General features: G+C 52.1%; 16 protein-coding genes. 9 read left to right on the top strand and 7 right to left on the bottom strand.

The window, feature by feature from the left end:
• Positions 1 to 150: 150 nt before the first annotated feature.
• Positions 151 to 411: a 30S ribosomal protein S20 gene (rpsT, locus tag DEU29_RS09950; protein ID WP_133540202.1), complete on the bottom strand. Its 261-nt coding sequence runs from the start codon at positions 409 to 411 to the stop codon at positions 151 to 153.
• A 312-nt stretch (positions 412 to 723) separates the two neighbouring features.
• On the opposite strand from rpsT, the gene DEU29_RS09945 reads away from it, so the two are divergent.
• The 7 genes from DEU29_RS09945 (at position 724) to ispH (ending at position 8,880) form a co-directional block, all read left to right on the top strand.
• On the top strand, positions 724 to 1,017 hold the full coding sequence (locus DEU29_RS09945) for a nucleotidyltransferase family protein (RefSeq protein WP_133540201.1): 294 nt from the start codon (positions 724 to 726) through the stop codon (positions 1,015 to 1,017).
• Positions 1,018 to 1,237: 220 nt separating this feature from the next.
• Complete coding sequence (gene murJ / locus DEU29_RS09940; RefSeq protein ID WP_133540200.1) at positions 1,238 to 2,797, top strand: murein biosynthesis integral membrane protein MurJ; 1,560 nt, start codon at positions 1,238 to 1,240, stop codon at positions 2,795 to 2,797.
• 244 nt (positions 2,798 to 3,041) lie between these two features.
• Positions 3,042 to 4,067 carry a bifunctional riboflavin kinase/FAD synthetase gene (ribF, locus tag DEU29_RS09935; RefSeq protein WP_133540199.1) on the top strand — a complete coding sequence of 342 codons (1,026 nt, stop codon included), beginning with the start codon at positions 3,042 to 3,044 and terminating at the stop codon, positions 4,065 to 4,067.
• Positions 4,068 to 4,108: 41 nt separating this feature from the next.
• On the top strand, positions 4,109 to 6,943 hold the full coding sequence (ileS, locus tag DEU29_RS09930) for an isoleucine--tRNA ligase (RefSeq protein WP_133540198.1): 2,835 nt from the start codon (positions 4,109 to 4,111) through the stop codon (positions 6,941 to 6,943).
• Positions 6,936 to 7,472, top strand: a complete 537-nt coding sequence (gene lspA, locus DEU29_RS09925; protein ID WP_133540197.1) for a signal peptidase II — start codon at positions 6,936 to 6,938, stop codon at positions 7,470 to 7,472. The genes ileS and lspA overlap by 8 nt, the downstream gene beginning before the upstream one ends.
• 1 nt (position 7,473) lies before the next feature.
• A complete protein-coding gene (fkpB, locus tag DEU29_RS09920) occupies positions 7,474 to 7,914 on the top strand; it encodes an FKBP-type peptidyl-prolyl cis-trans isomerase (protein ID WP_133540196.1) in 441 nt (146 codons plus the stop codon).
• A 30-nt stretch (positions 7,915 to 7,944) separates the two neighbouring features.
• Entirely contained in the window at positions 7,945 to 8,880 is a 936-nt protein-coding gene (gene ispH / locus DEU29_RS09915; protein ID WP_133540208.1) for a 4-hydroxy-3-methylbut-2-enyl diphosphate reductase, read from the top strand.
• Between the two features lie 159 nt (positions 8,881 to 9,039).
• Here ispH and DEU29_RS14275 read toward each other — a convergent pair whose 3' ends face one another.
• The 6 genes from DEU29_RS14275 to DEU29_RS09885 all read right to left on the bottom strand — a co-directional run bounded on the left by DEU29_RS14275 (position 9,040) and on the right by DEU29_RS09885 (position 11,048).
• Positions 9,040 to 9,324 (bottom strand): type II toxin-antitoxin system RelE/ParE family toxin, encoded by a 285-nt coding sequence (locus DEU29_RS14275; RefSeq protein ID WP_133540195.1) that lies wholly within the window; start codon positions 9,322 to 9,324, stop codon positions 9,040 to 9,042.
• Positions 9,324 to 9,563 carry a type II toxin-antitoxin system ParD family antitoxin gene (locus tag DEU29_RS09905; protein WP_133540194.1) on the bottom strand — a complete coding sequence of 80 codons (240 nt, stop codon included), beginning with the start codon at positions 9,561 to 9,563 and terminating at the stop codon, positions 9,324 to 9,326. The genes DEU29_RS14275 and DEU29_RS09905 overlap by 1 nt, the downstream gene beginning before the upstream one ends.
• 89 nt (positions 9,564 to 9,652) lie before the next feature.
• Complete coding sequence (locus tag DEU29_RS09900) at positions 9,653 to 9,970, bottom strand: PulJ/GspJ family protein (RefSeq protein ID WP_133540193.1); 318 nt, start codon at positions 9,968 to 9,970, stop codon at positions 9,653 to 9,655.
• Positions 9,948 to 10,163: a Type II secretion pathway-like protein gene (locus DEU29_RS09895; RefSeq protein ID WP_133540192.1), complete on the bottom strand. Its 216-nt coding sequence runs from the start codon at positions 10,161 to 10,163 to the stop codon at positions 9,948 to 9,950. Before DEU29_RS09895 ends, DEU29_RS09900 begins: the two co-directional genes overlap by 23 nt.
• Positions 10,150 to 10,644, bottom strand: coding sequence for a hypothetical protein (locus DEU29_RS09890; protein ID WP_133540191.1), 495 nt, complete (start codon positions 10,642 to 10,644; stop codon positions 10,150 to 10,152). The genes DEU29_RS09895 and DEU29_RS09890 overlap by 14 nt, the downstream gene beginning before the upstream one ends.
• Positions 10,638 to 11,048 (bottom strand): prepilin-type N-terminal cleavage/methylation domain-containing protein, encoded by a 411-nt coding sequence (locus DEU29_RS09885; RefSeq protein WP_133540190.1) that lies wholly within the window; start codon positions 11,046 to 11,048, stop codon positions 10,638 to 10,640. Before DEU29_RS09885 ends, DEU29_RS09890 begins: the two co-directional genes overlap by 7 nt.
• Before the next feature lie 411 nt (positions 11,049 to 11,459).
• Here DEU29_RS09885 and flhA point away from each other — a divergent pair, with 411 nt between their 5' ends.
• Complete coding sequence (gene flhA, locus DEU29_RS09880) at positions 11,460 to 13,601, top strand: flagellar biosynthesis protein FlhA (protein WP_133540189.1); 2,142 nt, start codon at positions 11,460 to 11,462, stop codon at positions 13,599 to 13,601.
• 14 nt (positions 13,602 to 13,615) lie between these two features.
• Entirely contained in the window at positions 13,616 to 14,959 is a 1,344-nt protein-coding gene (flhF, locus tag DEU29_RS09875; protein ID WP_133540188.1) for a flagellar biosynthesis protein FlhF, read from the top strand.
• Positions 14,960 to 14,968: the final 9 nt, after the last annotated feature.

Raw genomic sequence — 14,968 nt, 5'->3', positions numbered from 1 at the left:
GGCATTATCCTCGTGCAATAAAAAGGCGACCGCAACGTTATCCGATGCGGTCGCCTTATAAAGCCGCTAGCCATTAGCTTAACTGACAAGCATTAAGCTTTTAGCCGGCTTTTCTTTCCCTACGCTAACAGCTTAGGTCAGTAAATATCTTTAAAGCGCTTGGATCTTAGCGTTTAAACGGCTCTTATGACGTGCCGCTTTGTTTTTGCTGATCAGGCCTTTAGTTGCGTAACGATCCAGCATTGGAGCTACGTCTTTAAGTGCTGCAGTTGCAGCTTCTTTGTTTTTGCTCTCAATCGCAGCATTTACGCGCTTGAGGTATGTACGCATCATTGAGCGACGGCTTGCATTGTGGCGGCGATTTTTCTCGGCTTGGATCGCACGCTTTTTAGCAGACTTAATGTTAGCCAAGGTGAACTCCTAAAATTCGTTAACTTACGCTTGTCTTATAAAGGCCGCAGATTATGCCTTTTCTGACGGAAAAGTCAACAGCTATCCGGGAAAAAAGATGGCTTTTTGCGGACTGCGTCCGCGGCGGTTTTCGGCTTCGCCGAGGCTGTTTGCTGCTTGCTACGCTCGCAGCGGCTATTTGCGCCTGCGGCGCGGCTTTTTTGGGCTCGCTGCGCTTGCGCGGGGCGTGCGTAGGTCGCGCTTTCAGCGCGACTACTAATGGCATAAGTCAAACCGATCGGTTATATTTCGTGAAGTAACCGAGGAGATTTTATGGCGGATTTAACCAAGCTATTAACGAGGCACCGTGAAGAAATCCAACAAATCGTTGAGAAGCATCACGCAAAAAATGTGCGAGTGTTTGGTTCAGTTGCGTCCAACACAGACGTTGAAGGCAGTGATCTCGACTTATTAGTGGAAACAACTCCAGAAACAACACTGTTTGATATTGGAGCCATCAAGTTTGAGCTCGGCGAGCTTTTAGGTGTCGAGCTAGATGTGTTAACGCCCAATAGTTTGCCTCTAAGCTTTAAAAAACAGGTGGAACGGGCAGTCTGTTCTATATGACAGGAAACGTAAATTTACGATATGTCCTTCATAACAACGACCATAATTCCCTCGGCGAGCAAAGCGAGCCGAAAAAGCCGCGCCGCAAGCGCAAATAGCCGCTGCGCGCGTAGCAAGCAGCAAACAGCCTCGGCGAAGCCGAAAACAGCCGCGGACAACGTCCGCAAACAGCCGTCGCGCAGCGACAAATAGCCGTTGGCGAAGCCAACAAAGGATTGTTGTGTCGAAGTCCCTTTTAAAATCCGGTTTCATCGTCAGCTTCATGACCCTCATTTCGCGGGTTCTGGGCTTGGTGCGCGATGTGGTTATCGCCAACCTAATGGGTGCTGGCGCGGCGGCAGATGTGTTCTTTTTTGCCAACAAAATACCCAATTTCTTAAGACGCCTGTTTGCCGAGGGTGCGTTTGCGCAGGCGTTTGTACCAGTGCTGACCGAATATAAGCAGGGCAGGGAGCTGCCGGAGCAGCAGCTGCTTATCGCTCGTGTATCCGGCACCCTGGGCACGATTATTACGGTAGTCACCATTTTTGGCGTTATCGCTTCGCCGGTCGTAACTGCACTATTTGGTATGGGCTGGTTTCTGGACTGGTGGAACGACGGTCCGCAGGGCGAGAAGTTTGTACTCGCCAGCGACTTGCTTCGCATCACCTTTCCCTATTTATGGTTCATTACCTTTACCGCCATGGCGGGTGCGATCCTTAATACCCTGGGCAAGTTCGCGGTAGCGGCGTTTACCCCGGTATTTTTGAATATTGCCATTATTTCTGCCGCCATTTGGCTGGCACCCAATCTGGAACAACCCGAGTATGGCCTCGCCTGGGGCGTGTTTTTTGGTGGTTTGATCCAGTTGTTGTTCCAAATTCCGTTTTTGAAAAAAGCGGGGTTGTTGGTTAAGCCGCAGTGGGGTTGGAAAGATCCCGGCGTCACTAAAATTCGCAAACTGATGTTACCGGCGATTTTCGGGGTGTCCGTCAGTCAGATTAATTTACTGCTCGACACGCTTATTGCGAGCTTTCTGATGACCGGCTCGATTAGCTGGCTGTACTACTCTGATCGCCTGCTTGAATTCCCGTTGGGCTTGTTTGGCATCGCCATAGCCACGGTCATATTGCCGGCACTTTCATCGCGACACGTGGATAAATCACCTCAAGAATTTACCAAAACCCTCGATTGGGGCATTCGCATGGTGCTGATCCTGGGTGTGCCGGCCATGGCTGGGCTGTTCTTTTTGGCTGAACCTATGTTGATGGTGCTTTTTATGCACGGTGCGTTCTCGCCCGACGACGCGCGCATGGCGTCCTATAGCCTGATGGCGTATTCCGCCGGCCTGCTGAGTTTTATGCTGGTAAAAGTGCTCGCCACCGGATTTTATTCGCGCCAGGACACTAAACGCCCGGTAAAATTCGGTATTATCGCGATGGTCGCCAATATGGTCTTTAACATCGCACTGGCGATACCCTTTAGCTACGTCGGTTTGGCCATGGCCACCGCCGCTTCCGCCGCCATCAACGCCGGTTTACTCGGTTTTACGTTACATAAAGAAGGGGTATTAAAAGCCCAACCCGGCACCTGGCGTTTTATTATTCAGGTTATTGTCGCCACAGCAGTGATGGTCGCCGCCATCCAATGGTTCAGCCCCGCCACCGAAGCCTGGCGCACCACCTCCGCCATCGAACGTCCCTGGCTACTGGCACAGGTCATCGGCTTAAGCGCCGCAGCATACTTGGTTTCGTTATTAATCATGGGTCTAAGACCAAGGCACATTGCCGGCCACCGTTGAGGTCGATTTTTTCGCCTCGCGCCGCAGGCGCGAGCAGTTATCGGTTGAGCAAGGCGCGAAGCGCCGCCAGGCAAGCAGACAAAGTCCGCGCCCAGCAAACCGCAAGCGCAGCGACGCGGAGCCAAGCAAGCCCCGCAGGGGCGCCTAGCGCTCAGCTTCAAACAGCCGTGGTTTAACGCTTAGCTTTAAGTTATAATCGGCGCTTTCTTAAACAAAGCAAAAACAGGGTACGGACTCGCCCGTCATGGAACTCATTCGCGGTACACACAATTTGCGCGCAAAGCACCGGGGTTGCGTATTAACCATCGGCAACTTTGACGGCGTGCACCTTGGGCACCAGGCAGTACTGCAACAAGTTTGTGCGAAGGCAAAAGCGCTGGGCGTACCCGCTGCTGTGATGACGTTTGAGCCGCAGCCACAAGAACTTTTTCAACCGGAAAAAGCCCCGGCACGGCTAACTAATTGGCGCGAAAAATACCTGGCCTTGCGCGACCAGGGCGTCGACCGCCATATCGTTATTGAATTTAATAAAAAATTCGCCAGCCAACCGGCACGGGAATTTATAGAAAAAACCTTAGTCGACAAGCTGGGTGTAAAATTCCTGGTGGTGGGCGATGACTTTCGCTTTGGCTTTAAGCGCGAAGGCGATTTTGAACTACTGACGAAAGCGGGCAAAGAGCTGGGCTTTGAAGTGGTGGATACGCGCAGCTACCGGCAGCAACAACAGCGGGTTAGCAGCACCGCGATCCGACAGGCGTTGAATGAAGGCGACTTCGAAAACGCCGAAGCGATGCTCGGCCGCCCTTACCAAATGCAGGGCAAAGTCGTACACGGCCGCAAAAACGGCCGCACCATCGGCTTCCCCACCGCCAACATCCCGCTAAAACGCCTAAAAAGCCCCCTACACGGCGTCTTCGCAGTAAATGTAGAGATCGACAAAACAGTAGGTTTACCGTGCGAGCGAAGCGAGCACCTAAACCCTCGCGCCGAAGGCAGCGAGCTACACCGCGCGCAGCGCCTAAACCGCGAAGCCTTCGAGGGTGTCGCCAACCTCGGCACACGGCCAACGCTAAACGGCGACGAAGTCCAATTAGAAGTGCATTTATTCGATTTTTCAGGCAATCTGTACGGTCAGCACGTGACCGTTACACCGGTTGCCAAATTACGGGCCGAGCAGCGGTTTGCCTCGCTCGACCAATTAAAACAGCAAATTCAAAAAGATGCCGCTCGTGCTAAGCAATTACTGGCGCAACACACAGCCAAAAGCTAGCGCGATGTCGTTAAAAAATGCGGAAATGGAAACAGTGACCCATGAGTGATTACAAGCATACGTTAAACCTGCCGGACACGGCGTTCCCGATGCGCGGCAACTTGGCGCAACGCGAACCTAAAATGCTACAAGACTGGTACGCCGATGATCTTTACGGAGAAATTCGTAAAGCCAAAGCGGGCAAGCCCAGTTTTATTTTGCATGATGGCCCTCCGTACGCTAACGGCAAAATTCATATCGGTCACGCGGTTAACAAAATTCTGAAGGACGTTATCGTAAAAGCGAAGACGCTGAGTGATTTTGACGCGCCTTATGTGCCGGGCTGGGACTGTCACGGCCTGCCAATCGAGCTGCAAGTCGAGAAAAAACACGGCAAACCGGGTAAAAAGCTCGATTTAGCCCAGTTCCGCGAAAAATGCCGCGAGTACGCGCACACGCAAATCGATCAGCAACGCGAAGACTTCAAACGCTTAGGGGTGTTTGGTGATTGGGATAATCCTTATCTGACCATGAACTTTAAGCAGGAAGCCGACAGCGTTCGTGCATTGGCAAAAATTATTGATAACGGCCACCTGCATCAGGGCTTTAAACCAGTGCATTGGTGTACCGACTGTGGTTCGGCGCTGGCTGAAGCAGAAGTCGAGTATAAAGACAAAACCTCGCCGGCGATTGACGTCAAAATGCCGTTGGCTGCCACCGAAGAAGCGCTAAGTCGTTTTAGCACGCCGGAAGGGCATACCGGCGAAGGCAAACTGAGCATGGTTATCTGGACTACCACGCCATGGACCATTCCGGCCAACCGCGCGGTAACGCTGGCCGAAGGCCTGGAGTACGCGTTGGTGCAAATCGAAAAAGACGATGAGCATGAGGCTGAGCGCCTGATCTTAGCCAGTGACCTGGTTAACGATTGTATGGATCGCTGGGGTATTAGCCATTACCACAAACTCGGTTTTGCCACGGGTAAAGACATCGAAGGGCTGCAGCTGAATCACCCGCTGTACGACTTTAACGTACCGGTTATTTTAGGCGACCACGTGACCACCGAAAGTGGTACCGGTTGTGTACACACCGCGCCGGGCCATGGTGTTGATGACTTCTTAGTCGGGCAAAAATACGGTCTCGAGGTTTACAATCCGGTGGGTGACAACGGCGTTTACAAAGACGACACGCCATTGTTTGCCGGTCAGCACGTGTTTAAAGCCAACGAGCCTATTGTGGATGCCTTGCGCGATGCCGGTAACCTGATGCATGCCGAGGCCTACGAGCACTCGTATCCGCATTGCTGGCGCCATAAAACGCCGATTATTTTCCGTGCCACACCGCAGTGGTTTATCAGCATGGAAAAACAAGGCCTGCGCCAGAAAGCGCTGGAGCAAATCAAAAAAGTTGGTTGGTTCCCGGAGTGGGGCGAAAGCCGTATTGCGTCGATGGTTGAAGGCCGTCCGGATTGGTGTATCTCGCGGCAACGTACCTGGGGTAACCCCATTGCTGTGTTTGTGCACCGCGAAACCGAAGAATTGCACCCGAATACGCTGGAACTAATGGAAAAAGTCGCGCAGCTAATTGAAAAAGACGGCGTGCAGGCGTGGTTCGATTTAGAGCCGGAAACCTTATTAGGCGACGAAGCTAAGGACTATCGCAAAGTCACCGATACGCTGGACGTTTGGTTTGACTCGGGCGTGACGCACCACTGTGTACTGCGCGAATTTAAAGGCTTGAGCTGGCCGGCGGATTTATACTTAGAAGGTTCGGATCAGCACCGCGGTTGGTTCCAGAGCTCGTTGGTGACTGGTGTTGCGATGTACGAAGAAGCGCCGTATCACCAGGTGCTGACGCACGGCTTTACCGTTGATGCCAAGGGCCGCAAAATGTCCAAGTCCATCGGCAACGTGGTGGCGCCGCAAGACGTGATGAACAAGCTCGGTGGCGACATCCTGCGCCTGTGGGTTGCTTCAGCGGATTACTCCGGCGAAATGACGGTATCGGACGAAATTCTGAAGCGCTCGGCTGACGCGTATCGTCGTATCCGTAATACCTCGCGCTTCTTGCTCGCTAACTTAAGCGGCTTTGAGCCCGCTGAGCACAGTGTTGCGATGCAGGACATGGTTGAGCTGGATCGCTGGATTGTCGGCCGTGCCGCCGACCTGCAAAAACAGTTGGTAGAGCATTACAACAACTACCAGTTCCTGACGGTGGTGCAAAAACTGATGCACTTCTGCTCTATCGAGCTGGGTAGCTTTTATCTGGATATCATCAAGGATCGCCAGTACACCGCTAAATCAGATAGCCTGGCGCGCCGCTCGTGTCAGACGGCTTTACATCATATCGCCGAAGCGCTGGTGCGCTGGATGGCGCCGATTTGTAGCTTTACCGCGCAGGAAATCTGGGAACTGTTGCCTGGCGAGCGTTCAAAATACGTGTTTACCGAAGCCTGGTATGCCGGTTTTGACGAGTTTGCCGGGGTAAAAGACGAAGAAAACCAGTTCTGGATGCAGTTGCTGGAAGTGCGTGACAATGTTAACCAGGCGCTGGAACAGGCACGTCGCAATGACGTGATTGGTGGCTCGTTGCAGGCTGAAGTGACCTTGTATGCCGATGACGCTCTGGCGCAAAAACTGTCGCGTTTAGGTGACGAGTTGCGCTTTGCCTTGCTGACGTCGGGAGCCAGCGTTAAGCCGCTAAGCGATGCGGGTGACGATGCGGTTAAAGCCGAGCAGTTGCCGCTGGCCGTTGCGGTTAAAGCGACAGTACATAAAAAATGTGAGCGCTGCTGGCATCATCGCGAAGAAGTCGGCACCATCGCCGGGCATGATGACTTGTGTCAGCGCTGCGTGACTAACATTGACGGAGCAGGTGAGGAACGTCGTTTTGCCTAATCAAACGCTTAAAAAACGCGCTTCTGGCTTGCGCTATTTGTGGCTTACGGTATTGATGGTGATCGTTGACCAGATCACCAAGCTGTGGGTTGCCGCAGAATTTGAATTGTACGAAAGCCGCGTGATTATCGATGGTTTGTTCAACTTTACCTATGTGCATAACTACGGCGCTGCGTTTAGCTTTTTAAGTGATGGCGGCGGCTGGCAACGCTGGTTCTTTACCGTTATCGCGGTGGCCATCAGTGCGGTGCTGTTGATTTGGCTGCGCCGTAACCCGGTTAGTTTCTGGCGTCAAAATTTGTCTTTTGCGCTGATTCTATCCGGTGCTATTGGCAACGTGGCGGATCGTATGATGTATGGTTATGTCATCGACTTTTTAGACGTGCATTATCAGGGCTGGCACTGGCCGGCCTTTAATATCGCCGATATGGCGATTACCATTGGTGCTGCGTTAATGTTACTCGAAGCCTTTGTCGATAACCGTCGTGACGACGAGCGCAAGGGTCAAAATCAAGAGGGTAATAAGTAGTATGAGCCGTTTACCCATAGAAGATGGCCGCGAAGTGGTCATGCACTTTACCATCAAGTTGACTGATGGCTCGGTTGCTGACAGTACCAAAATGTCGGGTAAGCCGGCCAAGTTCCGCATGGGCGATGGCAGCCTGACCGATAATTTTGAGGCGTGCCTGGTTGGCTTGCGAGCCGGCGCTAAACGCGAGTTTACGCTGGAGCCGAAAGATGCCTTTGGCGAGCCGAACGAGGACAACTACTATTACGTAGACTCGTCTAAGTTCAGCGAAGAAACCAAGCCGGAAGTCGGCGCAATTTTGGCGTTTACGCAGCCTGACGGTACCGATTTACCGGGAATTGTGCGCAAAATTAATGGTCCAACGGTGACCATCGACTTTAATCATCCGTTGGCCGGGCAAACGGTCATCTTTGATGTCGAAATTATTAGTGTTGAGCCCTAATTCGCGTTAAGCGCGGGCTCTGGAGGAATGATGCAAATACTGTTAGCCAATCCACGCGGGTTTTGTGCCGGTGTCGACCGTGCCATTACCATTGTTGAACGGGCGCTGGAGATTTTTGAACCACCGATTTATGTGCGTCACGAAGTGGTGCATAACAAGTACGTGGTTAACTCGCTAAAAGAGGCGGGCGCAGTATTTGTCGAAGAGCTGGACGAAGTGCCGGATGACGCGATCGTGATTTTCAGTGCTCATGGGGTATCGCAGGCGGTGCGCCAGAATGCCAAAGATCGTGGCTTAAAAGTGTTCGACGCGACCTGCCCGTTAGTGACTAAAGTGCATATGGAAGTGACCCGTGCCAGCCGCAAAGGTCATGAATGCGTGCTGATCGGTCACGCCGGTCACCCGGAGGTGGAAGGCACTATGGGCCAGTATGCTAATAAAGACGGTGGCATGTATTTAGTTGAGTCGCCGGCGGATGTTGAAAAGCTCGAAGTGAAAGATCCGGACAACCTGCATTACATGAGTCAGACCACCTTATCGGTAGACGACACGGCTGATGTGATTGAGGCTCTACGCGCTAAGTTCCCCAATATTTCCGGGCCACGCAAAGATGATATTTGTTACGCCACCCAGAACCGCCAGGACGCGGTGCGTGAATTAGCCGGTGAAGCGGATGTGATGTTGGTGGTCGGTGCCAGCAATAGTTCAAACTCTAATCGCTTACGCGAATTGTCCGAGAAAATGGGCACACCAGCGTATTTGATTGACGACGCCAGCTGCATTAAACGCGAATGGCTGGACGACAAACCGCGCGTGGCCGTCACTGCCGGCGCCTCCGCACCGGAAGTATTGGTACAGTCCGTTATTGAACAGTTGCGCGAGTGGGGCGGCCAAACCGTCACCGAACGCGAAGGCCGCGCCGAAAACATCACCTTTTCCATCCCACCCGATCTACGCACCGCGTAGCTTGCGCTTTTCGTAGCTTGCGCCTTCGGCGCAAGGGCTCTCTGCCGCATCCGCGGCGGCTATTTGTGCCTTCAGCACGGCGGTTTGCAGCGTGCCTTCGGCCGCTGCGGCTGTTGCGGTGAAATAAGATAAAAGCGGTAGGCGCGTTCGATTGGAGTTTTAGAGTTTTACATCCATCGATTGATGCAGGATTCTCACGATTAATAGTGATTCGACATTGAGCCTTCGATAAAAAATTAGGTGTTGGTTAAAACTAAGCTTTCTATAATTAGGCAGAATTTCATCACATGCTACGCCGCTTTCGGGAAAGTCTGCTAGCTGCATAATTCGACTATCCAAGGCTTTTAAGTAACTCTGCCTTTTGGAGCGACCCCATCGTTGTTCTGTGTAGCGAGCTATCGCTTTAATATCATTTTTCGCTAACGGACTGATCTTAATCCGCATTAATAACGCTCGTCATCCAATTCACTCACTATTGAAGCCATGTCGTAATCTGCTTTGCCGCTCATTTCACCTTCTTGCAATGCGTTTCTTAGCATTGAGAGCTTTTCCTCTCGCTCTTCTAATAGCCTTAACGCCGAACGAACCACTTCACTCGCGGAGCCATAGCGACCGCCTTGTATCTGTTGAGCAATGAAATTTTCAAAGTGAACACCAAGTGAAATACTTGTATTTTTAGCCATAAAGTAACTTTTCATCTTAAATACCAATATTTACCAATAATAATTACAAATAGAAATTAAGCAACTCAATCCATGCGTTATCGTAATCACTAACGCGTGAGCAAAAACCTCAGGTTATGGCTGCCGGTGGATAAAGTGAGCACCGCCCGGTGTTCGTCGATGACATCGATTTGCCAGTCAATATCATGACTATCGACCGTTACAGCGCCATTCCGCCATTGCGCTGCGATATCAGCATGCAACGCCATCATGGCTTCGACTTGTTCAGCGCGTTGCTGCACTTTTAGTTGGGTCGCCAGGCCTAACTGCAATGCATACAAACTGCTGGGTAGCCAGATTGAGAAAATCGCCGCGGCCACCAGTACTTCGATTAATGAAAACCCGCTACTCTTGTTCAAGCTGCGCATAATAGGCCTGCTGCCGGGCAAGTTGCTGCTCGTTACGTTGCTTTAACAGCAACCATTGCCGATGTTGTTGCGCTTGCAACGCCTGCGCCTGAAATAACAGTCCCGCCAGCGCCATTGAACTTAATGCCGTTAACGTCACCACCGTCATCAGTACCGCCAAACCTTGCTGCGACGACAAGTTAACGTGCCGCATGTAAAACCACCTCGCGATTAAAGGCATGAAAACTGTCATCTCGTGGTGATTTTGCCATTAAGGCTATCGACAGCGTGGGCAAACCCTGCGATTTAAACAGCTGCAGCGTTAGCGACTTAATCGCAACCGAATGGTAATGACTTAAACTTTGCCAGCCAGTAGTTGGGCAATAAGGAGCCAGTGTATGGCGCTGCACTTGTTTATTCTTAACGCGATAGGCTAATTGGCGACCATCATGCTGTGGTAGTAAATAGCAGTTGCCGCGTAAGTCAATCGCTTCGGGGTTGGCATCGGTAATATCCTGAGTGAGCTGCTCTAATAACGACTGGGCGGTTAAAAAGGCTTTGGTTGAATCGCTGTGACCCAATTGCTGCCCCATTTGCCACGCCCAGGTTTGTTGCACCGCCAGGATCACCAGTAACCCCAGCGATGCGGCGACAATGACTTCTAGCAAGCTTGAACCGCGCTGGCGCGTTAACATGCGCGAAATCCGGGCAATACCATGCCAACGCTCTGACAACGGCGAATTCGGCCCAGGCCACTAATAATAATTTTGCTGCCGTAACCGGCATTTTGAAGTTCGATACTCCCGGCCCGCGCAAAGCCGCTATTACCCTCGAAAACCAGCGGCGAACCCGCACGAAAATTATGCTTAAGGCTCAAGCCATTGGGCAGCTCAGCCGCGATTGAATCTATAGCAATAGTAATCTGCCGGTTCTCAGACATGGCAAAGGCCTTGCGCTGTTGCAACAACATTAAAATACGCTCGCTCCACACCTGCATTTGCACCCGTTCAGAACTCTGTTGCAACCCCGGCATCCCCGCCGCCAACAAGATCGCCACCACCGCCATCGACACCAAAATTTCAAGCAAACTAAAACCCATTGATTTCCCGTCCAAAACAACCCAGTGTAGATTTCCGACTCAAAACACGAATTGCGATTTGGCGGATAAATTCGTGCGCTATTTCGGCTTCGATGGGCCTCGTCGTCGGGGATACGCTTTGAACCGCCGTCACGCGGCTTCGCCGCTAAGCCGGCGGCTACTGACGATCTTTTTGCATTCCCGGGATGTGCCGGCATTTGAGGTTTTAACGGAATTTGACGTTGAATTCATTTAAAACGCGGATCGTGACTGCCCCAAGATCTTAATTCATATCATAAGTACCCGCCGGTTTAGCGACCGCAGGGAGCGCACCGGCGGGGCGAAGCCCCCCATCCGCCGATAAATCCGAACTTGGCACAAATATTGAATGCACCAACCCCAGATACAAACTTTTGACGCGAGATAAGATGTATGGCGAGTGGAGCAGAACGGCTCAATAGTTTAAAAGGCTTTGCGCAAAAAAATCCCCATTTAATCAAAGGCTTCGGTACGCCGATGGCGGTAATGGCGATTTTGGCGATGGTGGTGCTACCGATTCCGCCAATGATGCTGGATATCCTGTTCTCGTTCTCTATCACCTTGTCGCTCGTGGTTATGCTGGTAGCAGTATATACCCAACGGCCGCTCGATTTCGCCGCATTCCCCACGGTATTGTTGATCGCCACGGTATTACGATTATCCCTAAACGTCGCCTCAACCCGTATCGTCCTGCTTGAAGGGCACAACGGCCCGGGCGCTGCCGGTAGCGTTATCGAAGCCTTTGGTAGCGTGGTTATCGGCGGCAACTACACTGTTGGTTTAGTGGTATTCGCCATTCTCGTCATCATTAACTTCGTGGTTATTACCAAGGGTGCCGGTCGTATCTCGGAAGTTACCGCACGTTTTACCCTCGACGCCATGCCAGGTAAGCAAATGGCTATCGATGCCGACTTAAATGCCGGCCTTATTAACCAGGAAGAAGCTAAACTGCGCCGCAGCGACGTCACCCGCGAAGCGGACTTTTACGGCTCGATGGATGGTGCCAGTAAATTTGTAAAAGGCGACGCCATCGCCGGTATCCTCATCCTGCTAATCAACATTGTCGGCGGCTTCCTGATTGGTATGATCCAACACGGACTAACATTTGGCGAAGCAATTGAAGTTTATACCCTGCTAACCATCGGTGACGGCCTGGTTGCGCAAATTCCATCGCTGCTACTCTCGGTTGCCACCGCCATTATCATCACCCGCGAAAACGACACCAAAGACATGGGTGATGCGGTGGTGTTTCAGCTTATCGACAACCCCCGTGTATTGGTCATTTCCAGCGCTATTTTATTTGCCTTGGGCGTGATTCCCGGCATGCCGCACCTGGCCTTTTTAAGCATGTCAGCGATTTTAGCCGGCGCCGCTTATTTCAAAATTAAAAAAGGCGAGTCACAAGAAGGCGAGCTGGTCGAGCAGGAAAAACAAGAACAGCAGCAACAGCAAACCCAAAAGGAACTCAGTTGGGACGATGTACGTCATGTCGACACACTAGGCCTGGAAGTGGGTTACCGCTTAATTCCGTTGGTGGATAAATCACAAGGCGGGGAACTGCTCTCGCGCATTAAAGGTGTGCGTAAAAAGCAATCGCAGGAGTTTGGGTTCCTGGTCCCCTCGGTTCATATCCGCGACAACCTGGATTTAGGCCCTAACAGCTACCGTATTACCATGATGGGCGTGACCATGGGTGAAGCAGAAATTCGTCACGACTGGGAACTGGCCATTAACCCGGGTCAGGTATTTGGCGAACTTGAAGGCGAAAAAACCAAAGACCCCGCATTTGGCCTGGATGCGGTATGGATCCGTCCGGAACAGCGCGAACACGCGCAAACCCTCGGCTATACCGTGGTTGATTCAGCGACGGTTGTCGCCACTCATTTAAGCCAGATTGTCACTAACCAAGCGTCGCAACTACTGGGCCACGAAGAAGCACAAGAATTGCTGGATCGCCTGGGACGCAGCCATCCAAAACTGACCGAAGGCCTTATTCCCGATATGTTGTCGCTGGGTAACTTCGTTAAAGTACTGCAAAACCTGCTGGACGAGGGCATCGCCATCCGCGATTTACGCACGATTGTGCAGACCTTGGTGGAGTACGCACCGCGGAGTCAAGATCCTGACGTTCTGACCGCCGCCGTACGTATCGCGCTACGCCGACTCATTGTCCAGGATATCTCGGAAGGCGCGCCAGAGCTGCCTGTCGTCACTTTAGCACCAGAGTTGGAACAGATGTTGCATCAGTCTCTGCAAGCCGCCGGTAATGAGGGCAATCAGCAAGGCGCAGGTATCGAACCCGGCCTGGCAGAACGCTTACAAACCTCATTACGCGACGTACATCAGCAACAGGAAATGAACGGAGAACCGTCAGTGTTGCTAACTTCGGGGCTACTGCGCTCGACCATGGCACGTTTTGCCCGTCACGCGACAGATGGCATGAGAGTACTGAGTTATCAGGAAATCCCCGACGATAAACAAATTCGGATAGTCAGCTCCATCGGCGGAAACCAAGCCGTGGGCCAGAATAGTTAGGATGGGAGTCGCTTGTGAAAATTAAACGCTTTTTTGCCGAAGATATGCGCCGCGCATTGTTGCAGGTAAAAGAAACCCTGGGCCCGGACGCTGTCATCATGTCCAACAAAAAGGTTAACGGCGGCATCGAAATAGTCGCCGCCATCGACCCCGACGCCCAACAGCCAGCAGAGGAGGCGACTGCGCAGCAGGAGCCCACCCCAGCAAATTCTCTAACCGAACTCCTACAACGCCAATCAGCGAGTGCCGAAGGCACAAGCCCAACAGCCGCTGCGGCCGAAGGCACGCAGCAAACAGCCGCGCCGCAGGAGCAAACAGCCTGGGCGCAGCCCAAAACAGCCCGGCCGCAGGCCGAAACAGCCGCGCCACAGGCGCAAACAGCCCACGCGCAGCGTGATGACGAAATCCCCGAGCACGTCACCGGCGGATCCGCCGCAGAAATCGCCGAATTAAAAGCCCAAATTCGCGGCATCAAAGACCTACTGCAACACCAGCTAAGCGGCCTGATGAAGCAGGAAGTCGAACGTGAAGAACCTATCCGCGCAATGCTGACCAAACGCCTGATGGGCATGGGTTTAAGCGAACGCATCGCCGATCAAATCGCCTGCTTTATTCCCGAAGGCGGTGACGACGATAGCTGGGAGCAATGCCTGCAATTGCTTGAAGGTCAGTTAAACACCACCGCTGACGATATTTTGACGCGTGGCGGCGCAGTGGCCTTGGTTGGCCCTACCGGTGTCGGCAAAACCACCACTATTGCTAAGTTAGCAGCGCGTTACGCCCAGCGCCACGGCGCTGATAACGTTGCGCTTATTACCACCGATACCTTCCGTATCGGTGCCAGTGAACAATTGCAAACCTATGGCCGTATTATTGGCTGTCCGGTCAAAGTCGCTAATAACGCCAAAGAACTGGCCGATGCGATGCTCACATTACGTGATAAATCGCTGATTCTGATTGATACTGCCGGCATGGGTCAGCGCGATAAACGCTTAAACGACCAATTAGCGACCTTACTGCACAATAATCGTCTGCGCATTCGCCCATATCTGGTATTATCGGCTACATCGCAAACACAAGTGCTTAACGATGCGGTAAAACAGTTTAAAACGCTGCCGCTGAGCGGTTGTATTTTTACCAAACTCGACGAATGTCTGAGTCTGGGTGAGAGTATAAGTGTTGCCATCGAGCATGGCATGGCGGTAAGTTATCTAACAAATGGTCAGCAAGTGCCGGAAGACATGAAAGTGGCCGACGCCCACTATTTAGTGAGCGAAGCCGAACGCTTGTATGACAAAAGCATTTGTTCGAACATGGCAGAAATGCCAAAATCCTACTGGCAGTCTAGTATTAACTAAAGAAGTAGC

The organism is Idiomarina aquatica, assembly GCF_004362895.1.
Classification (GTDB): domain Bacteria; phylum Pseudomonadota; class Gammaproteobacteria; order Enterobacterales; family Alteromonadaceae; genus Idiomarina.
This window is presented reverse-complemented; position numbering and strand designations above follow the sequence as displayed.

Excerpts from the sequence above, each read along its gene's own strand:
- DEU29_RS09945 (WP_133540201.1), top strand. The coding sequence starts at position 724 with ATGGCGGATTTAACCAAGCTATTAACGAGGCACCGTGAAGAAATCCAA.
- DEU29_RS09890 (WP_133540191.1), bottom strand. The coding sequence starts at position 10,644 with ATGTTAACGCGCCAGCGCGGTTCAAGCTTGCTAGAAGTCATTGTCGCC.
- fkpB (WP_133540196.1), top strand. The coding sequence starts at position 7,474 with ATGAGCCGTTTACCCATAGAAGATGGCCGCGAAGTGGTCATGCACTTT.
- DEU29_RS09900 (WP_133540193.1), bottom strand. The coding sequence starts at position 9,970 with ATGCGCAGCTTGAACAAGAGTAGCGGGTTTTCATTAATCGAAGTACTG.
- ileS (WP_133540198.1), top strand. The coding sequence starts at position 4,109 with ATGAGTGATTACAAGCATACGTTAAACCTGCCGGACACGGCGTTCCCG.
- flhA (WP_133540189.1), top strand. The coding sequence starts at position 11,460 with ATGGCGAGTGGAGCAGAACGGCTCAATAGTTTAAAAGGCTTTGCGCAA.
- DEU29_RS09885 (WP_133540190.1), bottom strand. The coding sequence starts at position 11,048 with ATGGGTTTTAGTTTGCTTGAAATTTTGGTGTCGATGGCGGTGGTGGCG.
- DEU29_RS09905 (WP_133540194.1), bottom strand. The coding sequence starts at position 9,563 with ATGGCTAAAAATACAAGTATTTCACTTGGTGTTCACTTTGAAAATTTC.
- DEU29_RS14275 (WP_133540195.1), bottom strand. The coding sequence starts at position 9,324 with ATGCGGATTAAGATCAGTCCGTTAGCGAAAAATGATATTAAAGCGATA.
- DEU29_RS09895 (WP_133540192.1), bottom strand. The coding sequence starts at position 10,163 with ATGCGGCACGTTAACTTGTCGTCGCAGCAAGGTTTGGCGGTACTGATG.
- ispH (WP_133540208.1), top strand. The coding sequence starts at position 7,945 with ATGCAAATACTGTTAGCCAATCCACGCGGGTTTTGTGCCGGTGTCGAC.
- ribF (WP_133540199.1), top strand. The coding sequence starts at position 3,042 with ATGGAACTCATTCGCGGTACACACAATTTGCGCGCAAAGCACCGGGGT.